Below are 13196 nucleotides of genomic sequence, written 5' to 3'. Positions count from 1 at the left end.
CGATCACCTACGCGTCGGCACCATGACGGTCACGCCGTCCTTGGTCACACTCGAGTACTCGCGGAATCGACGCTGCCCTCCGGTGGCCGGACGACGACGCTCGCGCACAGCCTTGGGCGGGCCGTCGCGAAGACTCGCGGAGTGGCTGTGAACGCGGGGCTCGAACCGGCTCGACGACACTGGAGCGTTCCGCGTTTCCCGAGCGTGCTTGGGACGTCTGGTGTCCGACGGCGTACTGGCCCCGCCACTCTTCGCGGACACAGCCGAGGCGCTGGCACCTGATGTCGACGCGAGGCCGACCGTGATTGCTCGGCGACGGCCGGACTGTGAAGCCTCACCAGGGGCGGGTGATGCCGAGATCGTTGTGCCCTGAACCATGCGTGGCTGGTCCCTCAGGCGCGCCAGCAGGCCTTCTTGTCGACTTCCAGGGCCTGAGCCGGTCGGACTGACCGATGAACCGATGGCCCGTCGTTGCTGAGCTCCGCCGAGTTCGTGCGCCGGCTGCTGGCGCGCGAGCATTCCACCGGCAGCCCCAGCTGCCATGGCCGTCCCAGCTCCCACGGCCGGCGCTTGGCGGAAGACCCGCACGGACGTTGCGCGCTGCGTCGCTGCCTCACCGGCACCACTCCTGCTCCCAGGGCGGTCGCCGATGGTCGGGCTGGCCGCCCGGCTCCCGACTGCGCCCATCACGCGCCGAACCGCTGTCATCGCTCCACGTCGCGCGAGGCCACCCATGAGGAGACTCCCGGTTCCGGGGCGCATCATCGAACTCATGCTCTCGAAGAGCCTGCGCAACCGGAACCCGGCGATCAGTACCGCGATCGCGAGGCCGCTGACAGGAAGCCAACCCAAAGTGTCGGTCAGGCTGAACACCGCGGTGACAAACGCCAGAGTCGTGGAGAAAACCAGCAGCGCAAGAATCGACTGCAGGATCAGGCCGAGAAGCGCTTCGAACCAGTTCATGCCCCACTGCCTGGTCCGTCCGGGGATTGCCCACAGGCAAGCGAACAGCACCCCGACCACGAGCAGCAGCATGCAACCGACGAATGCCATCAAAGCCGTGAACGCCAAGGAGATCGTCAGGAAGGCGAACAGTGTCGCGGCGATCGCACCGAGCGTCAGAACACCGACGCGGCCGAACGGATTGTCGCCCTTGGCCCACTGCACGGTCGCGGCGTTACCACCGCCCTCCGCGTTGCTGACCTCTGTGTCGATGTACTTCCGCCGAGCGTCGCCATCGGTTCCTTTGTCAAGGATTGCTTTGCCGTAGCGCTGACATGCCGCCAACGATCCGAATTCCGCGACGCACCAGGGCGTCGCGGCAAACGCTCGCCACGTCGCATCCCCGGACTTGCGTAGAAGGTTGTCCCTGGCGGTTCCGGAGAAACTCGGCTCCGGCATCGGGATCGGCACCTTGACGGTATCGCCAAGAACCTCGTTCGAGGTACCGACCACCGCATCAGAACCGATCTGACGAGCGCCGTCGACGCCGGACAGCCAAGTCGACGGGGCGACGGCGAAACTGGTGGCGAGCAAGCCTGCGGCGAAGACCCACACCAGTTGTCCCATCGCGCTACCGCTTGCCCGCCGCGCGGCGTACGCGGCGATGGCACCGAAGGCCAGGGCCGAAGGCAACAACCAGCCCACCAACTCGGTGTTGACAGAGCCAATGGCCGTGGACGCCGTCTCGGTCAAGGGCTTGAGGTCGGTGAACGAGAACAACCACCAACCGACCGAGATCGCGGCACGAGTGATGGCGACGATGTACAGCATCACCATGTGGGCGTAGCCGTTGAAGACCGCTTCCACCGGATCCCGGAAGTTCGTCTCGAAATCCAGGCCGTACACCGTCGGGCTGTACTGCTCGAAGAGGGTACGAGTGTCGCCGTGGGTGAGGTCGGGGGTCGGAAGGAGGTCACCAAACCCGGTCGGGTTCGTCGGGCCGTTGTCCGGGTCGGCGGCCATCGCCAGTTGGGCGGTGACGATGAAGGAGACGGCGAGGACGGTGAGCGCCGTTCGGAGGCGGCGCGGCCATGTCATCCGACGTGCTCTTTCTTGGCCGGTTGGGGGTCGTCCGGGGTGTACATGGCCTTGTTATAGCCGGGGTCGTCGGCTTCTTGGTCGTAGACCTCGTCGGGGCCGATGGGCGACTCGTGGCGGGTGGGGTGGGGGGTGTGGCCGTTGCCGTTCGGGGAGGGTGGGGCGGGGGCGGTGCCGGCTTGTTGGGCCACTGGGGGGTGGGCGGTGGGGACCGGGGTGCCGTTGGGGGTGGGTGTTGCTGTGGGGGCCGTCGGGGGTTGCGTGGCTCCGTTGGGGGAGGTTGCGGCTGCTGGGGTGGCGGTCGCGGGGGCGGGGGTGGTCGTTGGGGCTGCCGGTGCTGGGGGCTCGGCGGCCGCGGGGGCCGGGGTGTCCTGGACGACGGGCTCCGGGTCGGCCGTGGTGTGGGCTTCGGCCTGGGCGTGGGCGGTGGACGCCGGTTCGGGGAGGAGGGCGTCGTCTTCTTCCTCGTCGTCGGCGAAGGGGTCGATGTCCTCGGGGACGATCGGGATGGGCTGGGTGGGTTCGAGGGCGTGCTCGGACTCCGGGGTGGTGCGGAGCAGGTCGGCGACGCGCTGGCTGGGGATGTCGATCTGGACGGTGGCCACCTCGTCCCAGCGGTCGCGCATGATGCAGTGGCCGTGGCGGATGGACTTGCCGTTGGCGGCGGTGTTGATGCCTCGGACGAGCGTCTGGTACGGCGCGGTCTGCGGGCGGCCCAGCAGCTCCAGCAACGAGTCGACCTGTTCGCGGGAGCGCAGGGAGAAGGCGAACAGCGTGGTGATCTGCTCGACGAGGCCGGGCAGCTTCAGGATCGAGGCCGGGTCTTGGGTGTCCAGGACCAGGGACGCGCCGAGGGCGCGGCCGACTCGGGCGATGTAGTCCAGGAAGCTGGCGCCGTCGGGGGTCTTGGTGAGCAGGTGGACCTCGGGCACGATGACGACCTTGGAGCGGCCGCGGAACTCGCGACGGCCCGTCGTACGGACCATCCAGGCCAGGCAGCCGCGTAGGCAGGCCATGCCGACGCGTTCGATCGGGGACCACGACTCGGGCGCGGACTCCGGCGACGGCAGGGTCAGGCCGGGCATCTGGACTACCCAGAGGCCTGGGTTGGTGGTGAGGGACGACAGGCCGGACGGCGGGCCGGCGACGACCGAGCCGAGGCCCGTTTCGACCAGGTCGCGCAGGGCGAAACCGACCGTGCGGGTGGTCTCGGACTCCGACGCGCACAGGCGCTGGATGACGCCCCACGACGAAGGATCCGGTGACTGGATCTCGGCGCGCGTCGCGGCCATCACGGGCGCTTCCGCCGCGCCACGAAGGTGTGGCGGCAGCAGGAGCATCAGCTGGGACGGCGCCTGCAGCAGGGCGTCGTCGGCCGGCAGCACGCGGAGCAGGTCCGCGGCACCGGAGAACTGGGCGGTGATCTCGATGACAGCAGTCGGTACGCCGTACTCGGCGGCGACCGCGGATACCCCGGCGGCGTCGCCCTTCAGGTCGAGCAGCGGCACCCACGCTCCGGCGAACGCCGAGTCGAGACCGCCGAGCATGGCGGCCGTCGTCTTGCCTCGACCGGACCGGCCGAGGAAGAGCGTCGTCGTCGCGTCGCCGAGCGCCGAACCGGCGGCCGCGTCGAAGCGGACCAGGCCGGGCGTGGAGCCGGTGAGGTATCCGATCGCAGGGCCGGTCGCGTCGCCGATCGACGCACCGCCCCAGAACCAGGATCCGAAGAACGCGGTCGACTCCCGGACGTGGCCGAGGTCGGGCACCCGGAGCTGATCGCCAGGCAGCGACTCCAGCCACAGGTCGCGCTGCTCGTCGGCACCGGCCGCGACGGTGATGCCGCGGTCGGCGTAGTGCGCGATGACGGCGTCGACGTACGCCTCGAGGTCTTCACGGGTGTCCGCGCTGACCAGCAGACGCGGATGGTCCTCGACGAGGGTCAGACCGCTGCGGTTGATGTCGCGCTTGACCTCGCGCATGATGCGCTCGGTCTCGACGATCTCGTCCGCGGTCTCCTCGGCGGTGCCCTTCGCGGCCGAACGACGCTGCTCCTTGGCCGACTTGCGGGTCTCGTCGACCAGGTGCCGCGCGGTCTTCTTGGTCAGGACGCGGAACCGGACCGACGCCTCGACGGTGACGTCGATCTCGTCGCCGTCGTCGTCGATCGCCTTGATCTCCGACAGCGTGCGCAGCCACTCCCCCGCGCCCGGGGTTTCGAGCTCCTCGGGGAAGTCGGTCATCGCGAGCACGGTCGTGTACGCCGCGATCTGGCCGCGGGCGTCGTAGATGCGCAGGTGGTCGGTGTACGGAACGACTCGTCCGGCCGTGAGGCGGGCCAGCGAGGCTCCGGTGATCAGACCAGCGCGGGGAGCGGCGACGGCGCCACGGTGCATCTCCCGGCTGATCAGCCAGGAGATCACCTCGGCCGGCGCGGTGTGCGCCCGCCAGACCGTCGAGCCGAGCTGCCGGGCGAGCTTGCGGACCCGCTCGTCGAGGTGGGCCAGCTCGCGGGCGCTGACCCGCCAGGACGTCGTACCGAGGGCGTCGCTGATCGAGCCGCGGACCTGCGCGGTCGCCCGGGGGTCCCGGTCGCTCAGGTGGACGCCGAGCGCGACGTACCGCTCGGGCATCCGCATCTCGTCGATCCGGTCGGCGCGGGTCTGCGCCCAGGCCTCGTGGTCGCCGAGCCGGTAGTGGCCGGCGATGCTGTCCAGGTAATCCTGCCCGGTGGAGCGGCCCCAGACCACCTTGAGGTGGCTGAGCCGGTCGCCGAGGATCGTCGCGGCCGCGCTCACCGCGGCGTCGAGGGCGGCGTCCTGCTCGCCCTCGGTGGCCAGGTCGGTGTTGGCGACCGAGATCAGGAACCACGCCTCGGCGCTGCGTTCGGTCACCAGCAGGCCGTCGGCGATGGCGACCAGGCGTGGCGGCGGCAGACCGCGTTCGCGGCCGACGCCGACCAGGTTCAGGAGCTTGTCAGCGATCTTCATCAGTGCCCCTCGTTGTCCCGTCGGCTGAGCCCCGACGTCCTGCGACTGACCCTTTGCACGTAGTCCGACCCCAGAAGGCGAGCCCGCTGGTTCACCGTGATGTCCGCACCGGCGCGGACCTGGGGGTCGAGCTCCTCCACGACCTCGCGATCCCACTCCGGGGTCACCCTGGCCTTGGCCAGGCCGGCCATCTTCTGGGTCGCGACGCGCTCACGCCACGGCAGATACTCCGTCTTGTCGGCGGCCCGGGCGCCGAGACCGATGATCGGGCGGTGTGAACGCAACGCGTAGCGGACGGCCAGCGCCCACTCGGTCACGCGGCGGCGGCGTTCGTGGTGCTTGCCCGCGCGCCAGCCGAACGCGGTGATCACGAACGGCGGTACGACGTACAGGCTGACGGTCGGTTTTTTCGGGACGCCGATGATCGGCACGAGCAAGGCGATCCACAACAAGATGATCACCGCACCGAAGATGATCATCCGCCGACGGGCGCCTTCGCCGAGGTCGATGCCGAGCAGGTCGTACTGCCGGGTCTCGATCTCGAAGTGGTGGGTCAGGGTCCGGCCGACGCGCATTCAGCTACCCCCGGAGAGCAGTCCCCAAAAGCCCTTGAGCACGTTGATGGTCTGGTTGTTGGCGTAGATCAGCCCCCCGACCAGAACACCGGCCGCGATGTGGCCGAACAGCTCGCCCCACTCGCGCTTGAAGTAGTGCCCGATGGCGCGCAGCACGAGGATGGCGATGAAGATGTTCCCCGCGATGACCAGAACCCAGTCCTTGAAGTCCGCGCCGGTCGGCACGTTGGGGTCGGCCAGCGGCGCGGCGAGTTCCACCACGCTGGCTACCAGTTGAGTCGTCATCATTGCGGTGTCTCCCAAGGTGTACTGGTGGTCCGACGGCAGTCAGCTGTGGTCATCCGACGGCAGCCACTTGCCATCGTTGTGCTCCGTCCGCGGCGACCGTGCGCCGCAGCGTGAGCGTGTAGGTCTGGTCGAGGGTGGTGTCCCCCGTACCGTCCCAGGTCACGGAGCCGGTCGCCCGGCGCTCGTTCTCGTCTCCGGTGAAGACCTGCCAGTCCTTCAGCTCGCCGAGCTTCACCGCCCCGTTCAGGCTCCGGATCGCCGCGCCGGGAGCGGCGACCGCCTCGACCTTCGCGTCGGACTCGGCGTACGCGCTGAAGAACGCCTCGGCGTCCTTTGCCGTGGCCGCGGTCAGGTCGTCGTCCGGTACGCCGGCCTCCGGCATGTTGTCGGGCAGAGCGGCTCGCTCGTCCGCGACGAACGTCGGCGGGCCGCTGGCGACGACCCGGGACGACGCGCGCGCGACCGGTACGGAGACGCGTTGCCACATGTACGCACCGCCGACCCAGTTGCGCCCCTGCTTGGTGAACGGGCGCACCTGCACCCGTACGTCGACCACGGCGGTGACGCCGCTCGGGTCGACCTTCACCTCACCCGGGTACGCCGTGTTGGCGGTCTGCTTGCCGCGCCCGTTCCAGCCGGCGCGGGCGTCGAGCCCGGCGGCCAGGTCGACGCCGACCTGGGCCGGACGGGTGTCCGGGTTGCCTTCGTCCCAGTTGAGGTAGGACACGGCGTACCGGGTCGCGACGGCGCGGGCCTCGTCGGTCGGGAAGCCCGTCTGGTTGGTCACGACGCCGCTGTTGGCACCGGTGGTGGGCCGGATCCAGGAGCGGACGCCGCTGATCGCGGCCAAGAGCAGCACTGCGACGACCAGACCACGGAAGAACCGCCGGGCCCAGGTCGAGAACGACGACTCCGGCTCGGTCGCCCAGGGGGTCGGTCCGGGCTCCACCGGTCCACGTGGCGGCTGGGGTGCCGCGTGGGTGCCGTGCGGAGACCGCTGCCGAAGGCGTTCAGGGGGCCGCTGCCCGGGGGCGGCGGCATGCTGCGGCGGATTGGACGCCGTCCGGGGGTCCGTGGGCGGCTGAGGCCGGCGCGGAGGCGCCATCACCCCGCCCGTCGCCGGAGGCGGTGCGCTGTACTGCGCCGAAACGCCCTGGGACTGGCGAGGGGTGGGCAACACCGGGCCGTCGGGGTGCTGCCACCACTCCGGTGCGGTGTTCTGCGGGCGTGTCTTGCCCTGCTTCTTCGTCCGCCGCTGGTCCGACCAGTGCTCACCTTTTGGCGGCAGATTCAGCAACGTTCGCCACCAACTCATCTCTCCCCGCCCCTCAGACAGCAGTTATGCGGACAGTAGCCGGGAGGATACGGCAAGCAACTGCCCTCCGGGAGTCCTGAGACCAGGATCCGGATGCTCCATCGCTCCCCGCAGCCATACTGTTACCCCACTCGGGGGCAGATGCACACATCCATGGGAAGCGTGACACCTTCGGTACCGTCGCCATAGCTCCTCTCTCATGCCCGACCGGCTCGGTCGGGCAGCGCAAACCATGCCACACGCCGCGGACAGGTTCGAAAATCCGTGCGAAGGACATGGTAGAGACCGGGTTCAACTGATCACTCAGTGTAACCGATCCGGTGACCAGCCTGTGGAAAACTCTGTCGTGCCGCGGGGCCAAAGTAATAGGTTCTTGGTGACTTTGCTGACCCCCGGGACAGCACTCGGACATCGTGGCGGAAGGACTGGCATGGAGACTCGACGGCTGGGACGGCTGGAGCACCGCAGTTCGGTACTGATCTACGGCGCCGCGGCGCTGGGTGGGGTCGATCAGGACACCGCCGACGCGTCGATCCAGGAGGCCCTCGACGCGGGCATCAACCACTTCGACGTGGCCGCGGACTACGGCGACGCCGAGCTGCGGCTGGGTCCGCGGATGGGCGAAATCCGGGACCGGATCTTTCTCGCGACCAAAACCGGACGGCGTACCTATGACGAAGCGTGGTCGGAAATCAATCGTTCGCTCGAGCGACTGCAGACCGACCGGATCGATCTGATCCAGATGCACGCGGTCTGCGACCTGGAAAATCTCGACCTCGTCACCGGCAAGGGCGGGTCGCTGGAGGCCGCCGTCCGGGCCAAGGAGGAAGGCATGGTCGGTGCGATCGGGATCACCGGCCACACCGACCAGGCGCCGGCGGTGCACCGCGAGGGGCTGCGGCGGTTCGACTTCGACTCGGTGCTGACGCCGCTGAACTACCGGCTCTCGACCGATCCGAAGTACGCCGACGACTACGCGGCGCTGGTCGAAGCGGTCAAGGCGTCGGACGCGGCGCTGATGACGATCAAGATGATCGCGCGGCGGAATTGGCAGGAGGGCGAGGAGAAGGCGTACGACACCTGGTACCGGCCGTTCGACGACCAGCGGTACATCACGGCGGCGACGGCGTGGCTGCTGAACGGGCACCCGGAGATCACCGGACTCGCGACCGCCGGAGAGACCCGGCTGCTGCGGCAGATGGTGATCGCCGAGAAGGAGCGGGCCGATCTGACACCGGAAGCGGCCGCGGCGATTCTCGACGAGGTCCACGACTACACCTCTCCGTTCATCGACATCCCGATCTGATCCGGCTCAGTTGAGCACCTGCCCGGCAGCGCGGGGAGGGCGGATCACCGGGTTTGCCAGTCTGCCCGGCGGTCCGGCGGGTCCGTGAAGTGTCTCGGCGGGCGTTCATCAGTTGTTCGGTTGAGGCAACTGTTTGTTTGGTCAGGTCGGCGGTGCGGGTGGACTGACTCGTCGTGCGCACGGCAGCTCGGCGTGCGTCGAGGCCAACTCGGTATACGCCGCGGTCGGCTCGGCGAATGGTGGGCCAGTTCCTCGTACGCCGGGTCGGCTCGGCGCGTACCGGGCGGGCTCGGCGTATGCCGGGCTCGGCGCGTACCTGGGCGGGCTCGGCGCGTACCGGCGGGCTCGGCCTATGCGCGGGCCGACTCGTCGTGCGGTGGGGTCAGCTCGGCGCATGCCCGGGACGACTCGGTGTACGCCGGGAGCCGGATCGGCGAATGCGGGGCCAGTGCCTCGTGCACCGGGTCGGCTGGGCGCGTACCCGGGCGGGCGCGGCGTATGCCAGGCGGGGCTCGGTGTATGCGGGGGCCGGCTCGGCGAATGCAGGGCCGATTCCTCCTAGGCCGGCTCGGCGTGTGGCGCACCGGCTCGCGTACGCCGGACCAGCTCGGCGTGTTTCGGGCGGGCTCGTGGACTCGTCGTACGCCGGGCCAGCTCGCGTAGCGGGGTCGCCGTGGCCGGGCCGGCTCGTCTTATTACCTGGGTCACGTCGTCGTACTGGTGACGGGTGCGGAGTGTGGCCGGTGGGGTGCGATGTGTGAGGGTGGGATGCGCTCCGCTTGGGTACCGGCAGCGGTCGGGCGGTCAGCGGGAACACCGGCGCGGGTGGCGGTGTTGTGTACGGGGTATTCCCTATCTTCGGAGGTCGTAGTGGCAACGGTCGAGCTGTCCCAGCAGAACTTCGACGAGGTCGTCGGTTCCGACGGGCTCGTCCTGGTGGACTTCTGGGCGGAGTGGTGTGGTCCGTGCAAGATGTTCGGGCCGGTGTTCGAGAAGTCGTCCGAGCAGCACAAGGACATCACCTTCGGCAAGGTGGACACCGAGGCGCAGGTCGAGCTGGCGCAGGCGTTCGAGATCCGGTCGATCCCGACGCTGATGGCGGTGCGGGACGGTGTCGTCCTGTACTCGCAGCCGGGCGCGCTGCCGGCCGCCGCGCTGGAAGACCTGATCAGCCAGCTGCGTGCGGTGGACATGGAGGAGGTCCGCGCCCAGATCGCGGCCCACGAGGCCGAGCACGGCTCGGAGCCGCACACGCACTGACGTACAGAAAACAGCTGAGGCCTCGGGCCCGTCGATGGACGGGTTCGGGGCCTTTGTCACGATCGCGAAGGATTTGGCACACGCTGGAAAGAGACTCTGCTGCTCGTGAAGAGCGCGCCGATCTGGCTCAAGGCCATGGGAGGCGCTGAATCTCGTCGGCGACCTTGGCTCTGTCAGATCCTGGACCGAAGTGACGGCTGCCGTCGATCGCGCTCCTGATCTCTGCTCGGGTCGGCTCATCGAGGTGGTTCCAGTAGTCGCGGGCGATGCGCATCCCGTGATACTGCTCGTTGCCGGTTGCCGAGCGGGAGATGCTCTCGAGGAGCACTTGGCTGTCCAGAAGACGAGGATTTCCTTCCATCAGACCGAGCGCGATCACACGCAAGACGGGCGTGCCCTCGTAGAACATCGCCCGTAGCTCGTCCTCGTCGATCTCCTCCACGGCGGCGACGGCTGCGACGCGTTGAAGGATTTGATCGAGCACAGAGGCGCGGAGACCTTTCTGACCGGGTCCTCGCAATTCAGCGAGGACGGTCGCATAGCCGTCGATTTCCCGCGCCAGACCGAGCCGACGAAACGTGTCCGCCGTCTTGCGGGCGCCGCTGGCGTCCAATTGCTGGATGAGCTTGACCTTCAGTTGGTGGAACTCGAAGGACTCAAGACGGTCGACTATTGCGGGAACGAGGATCATCAGCAGGCCGATGACCAGGAGCATTGTCAGCCCATCGGTCCGCTCGGTGAAGAAGCCGATCGCCCCGGAGACGACCAGCCCCGCGCCGAGCAGCAGTGACATTCCACGGGCTGAGAGATCGAGAGCCCTTGGGAGCCTCCTATACCAGCGGCCTGGAATTCGAGGCGGTTTACGAAACGACTGAGCCGCGGGTCGAGTCTGCTCGATTCGCGCTGGCCGAGAGGCTTGCACTCCGGAGCCGATCGGCGGTTGTCCAGCGGGCGGCGCAGCGAGTGAGGGCCTGCCGTCGTCTGTACTGGGCATCTGTGGCCTCCCGGCGAGCGCGGTGCGAGGGCCTGATGATGCTCCCCAGGCACACAACCGGCAAGAGTTGGGACCGTGCTCGCCTTTCGCACGATCTCCACAGATGGCGAGAGCGTGGTTCCCGGGTGCTGGTGGGAACCACGCTCTCGGTGACCGGTCTCGGGGTCGTCCGGTCGGTGGTGCTGCCGCACAGGGGGCGGCGAGTGGTGCTTCGTCCGTCCCGGAAGGGGCGGGTTGCCGCTCAGGGTCGTGAGCGGGTGGTGCCCGGGCGGCTCAGGCGCAGCCGGTCCGGTGGTGCAGGTCCGCCCCGCATGGCGGGCCTTGGTGCTGCCGCTCAAGGTCGAGCGGGTGGAACGTCCGCTCGCAGGGAGCGGGTGGTGCTTCCGCTCCAGGCGCGAGCGGTGGTCAGGCCCGTACAGGGACGGGCGTGGTGCTGCCGTTCCGAGGGAACGGGTGGAGCTTCCCCGCGCAGGGACGGGGTACTGCCGCTCCCCAGGGAACGGATGGTGCTGCCCTCTCTTGGAGGAACGGGGTGGTGCTGCCGTTCCCAGGGAACGGATCGTGCTGCCCGCTCTTCGTTGAACGGGGTCGTGCTACCGCTCGAATGAACGGGTGGTGCAGTCCACTGTTCAGTTGAGCGGTGGTGCTGCCCGCTCCAGGCGCGAGCGGGGTGGTGCGGCCCACCGTGAGGGGTGGGGTGGTGCTGCCCGCTCGACTCTGAACGGGTGGTGTTGCCGCTCGGACTGCGAGCGGATGGTGCCTCCCGCGCAGGGACGGGAGTGGTGCGCCCCGCCTGAGGTGGAGCGGGGATCTTGCGCCCCGCCTGAGGTGAGCGGGGATCGTGCGCCCCGCTGGTGAACGGGGGTCCTGCAGCCCCGCCTGAGGTGGAGCGGGGTCCGACGCCCCGCCTGAGGTGAACGGGGATGGTGCGAACCGCTCGAGGAGAGAGAGCGGGTGGTGCGCCCGCGCTGGAGGCGGGTGGGGCCGGGGCAGAGAGGTCTGGCCGGCCGGGGGGATCGTGGCGGTGAGGTGTCGCCACGATCCGGGTCGGGGGCGGGTCGCTGGATGCGATCCGCCGGGAAGTCAGCGGAGTGGGTCGAAGGGCGCCAGCTCGGCGGGTCGGCGGCCGGTGGTGATGGTTTCGGCCAGGAGTTGGCCGGTGACCGGGCCGAGCGTGATGCCCCACATGCCGTGGCCGCCGGCGGCGAAGACGCGCGGGGACGCGGTGGCGCCGATCAGCGGGAGGCCGTCGGGGGTGCATGGGCGCGGGCCGACCCACTCAAAGGTGCGTGCGTCGAGGTCGGCGTCGCGCAGCAGCGGACGGGCGGCCTCGACGATCGCCTCGATGCGGCGCGGGTCGAGCTTCGCGTCGGGCTTGCGGAACTCCATCATCCCGGCCACGCGGAGCCGGTCGCCCAGCGGCGTGCAGGCGATCCGCTGGGCCGGGAAGTACACCGGACCGGCCGGTACGTGCGCGATCGGCACGCTGAACGAGTAGCCGCGCCCGGCCTGGACGACGGTCTTGACGCCGAAGCGCCGGGCCAGGTCGCCGAGCCAGGCGCCGGTCGCCATCACGACCGCGTCGTACGCCTCGCTCTCGCCCTCGGCGGTGACCACGCGGGTGTCGCGGATCCCGTCGACGATGTCGGCGACGTTCGCGCCGGTGACGATCCGGCCGCCGCGGGCGACGACCGAGTCGGCCAGCAGCTTGACGTAGTCGCCGGGGTTGATGAAGCGCTGACCGTGCAGCCGGATCGCGGCGCCGATCTCGTCCGACAGCGACGGCTCGATCTCGCGGGCGTCGTCACCGGTGATCGCCTCGAACTCGATGCCCTGGCCGGCGGCGTGGATGTGCTCGATCTCCTCCAGCAGCACCGCCCGCTCGGCCTCGGTCCGGTACGCCGCCAGGAACGACTTGGCCTCGTACGTCTCGGCCTCGACGCCGGCCTTGGCCAGCAGGTCGAAGGCGCTCAGGGCTTGGCGGTTGATCGGGACCAGCGACTCCATCGCGGTCTTCCAGCGTCCGGCGGTGCTGTTGCGAGCGAAGCGGGTCAGGAACGACAACAGCCGCGGGCTCGCGGTCGGCGGTACGTAGACCGGCGAGGAGGGGCTCAGCACCGCGCGGACGCCGTACTTGAGCACGGCCGGCTCCGGCAGCGGAGTGGCCAGGCCCGGGGTGAGCCAGCCCGCGTTGCCCCAGGACGCCCCCGCGGCGACACCTTCGCGGTCGTACACGGTGACCTCGATGTCGCGCTCCTGGAGGAACCAGGCAGTGGCGAGGCCGACCATGCCGGCGCCGACGACGGCGACCCGGTCGGGGACGATGTGTGTGGTTGAACCAGCAGCGACCATGTATCGATGGTGCGTCGGTCCCGGACCGCTGTCATGGTGCGATCGCACCACTGCTGGAGCAAATGACAGTGCGCAGCGC

The 13196-nt window shown here is 69.4% G+C and carries 9 protein-coding genes; 2 read left to right on the top strand and 7 right to left on the bottom strand.

The genetic code is table 11. The features are described 5' to 3' along the window. Nucleotides 1-3: 3 nt before the first annotated feature. From ACQPXM_RS14690 to ACQPXM_RS14670, 5 genes are read right to left on the bottom strand one after another with little or no spacing between them, the layout of a single operon-like run. Complete coding sequence (locus ACQPXM_RS14690) at nt 4-2040, bottom strand: type IV secretion system protein (RefSeq protein WP_432948789.1); 2037 nt, start codon at nt 2038-2040, stop codon at nt 4-6. Continuing rightward, entirely contained in the window at nt 2037-5027 is a 2991-nt protein-coding gene (locus tag ACQPXM_RS14685; RefSeq protein WP_432948787.1) for an ATP-binding protein, read from the bottom strand. Before ACQPXM_RS14685 ends, ACQPXM_RS14690 begins: the two co-directional genes overlap by 4 nt. Next, the gene (locus ACQPXM_RS14680; RefSeq protein ID WP_432948786.1) at nt 5027-5602 is read right to left on the bottom strand and encodes a hypothetical protein; all 576 of its coding nucleotides are present in this window, start codon (nt 5600-5602) and stop codon (nt 5027-5029) included. The genes ACQPXM_RS14685 and ACQPXM_RS14680 overlap by 1 nt, the downstream gene beginning before the upstream one ends. Next, a complete protein-coding gene (locus ACQPXM_RS14675) occupies nt 5603-5890 on the bottom strand; it encodes a hypothetical protein (protein WP_077013250.1) in 288 nt (95 codons plus the stop codon). 49 nt (nt 5891-5939) lie between these two features. After that, nucleotides 5940-6839, bottom strand: a complete 900-nt coding sequence (locus ACQPXM_RS14670) for a conjugal transfer protein (RefSeq protein ID WP_432948784.1) — start codon at nt 6837-6839, stop codon at nt 5940-5942. 796 nt (nt 6840-7635) lie between these two features. On the opposite strand from ACQPXM_RS14670, the gene ACQPXM_RS14665 reads away from it, so the two are divergent. Together ACQPXM_RS14665 and trxA are read left to right on the top strand one after the other, a co-directional pair. Beyond that, the gene (locus ACQPXM_RS14665; RefSeq protein ID WP_432948782.1) at nt 7636-8511 is read left to right on the top strand and encodes an aldo/keto reductase; all 876 of its coding nucleotides are present in this window, start codon (nt 7636-7638) and stop codon (nt 8509-8511) included. Between the two features lie 870 nt (nt 8512-9381). Continuing rightward, nucleotides 9382-9771, top strand: a complete 390-nt coding sequence (gene trxA / locus ACQPXM_RS14660; protein ID WP_077013247.1) for a thioredoxin — start codon at nt 9382-9384, stop codon at nt 9769-9771. A 127-nt stretch (nt 9772-9898) separates the two neighbouring features. Here the strand turns inward: trxA and ACQPXM_RS14655 are convergent, their stop codons facing one another. Then, the gene (locus ACQPXM_RS14655) at nt 9899-10564 is read right to left on the bottom strand and encodes a hypothetical protein (RefSeq protein WP_432948780.1); all 666 of its coding nucleotides are present in this window, start codon (nt 10562-10564) and stop codon (nt 9899-9901) included. Nucleotides 10565-11848: 1284 nt separating this feature from the next. Next, nucleotides 11849-13117, bottom strand: coding sequence for an NAD(P)/FAD-dependent oxidoreductase (locus ACQPXM_RS14650; RefSeq protein ID WP_432948778.1), 1269 nt, complete (start codon nt 13115-13117; stop codon nt 11849-11851). Nucleotides 13118-13196 lie beyond the last annotated feature (79 nt).

The organism is Kribbella sp. CA-253562, assembly GCF_050942265.1.
GTDB lineage: Bacteria > Actinomycetota > Actinomycetes > Propionibacteriales > Kribbellaceae > Kribbella.
The sequence above is the reverse complement of the archived record's forward strand: the minus strand, read 5'-3'. Positions and strand labels throughout refer to the sequence as shown.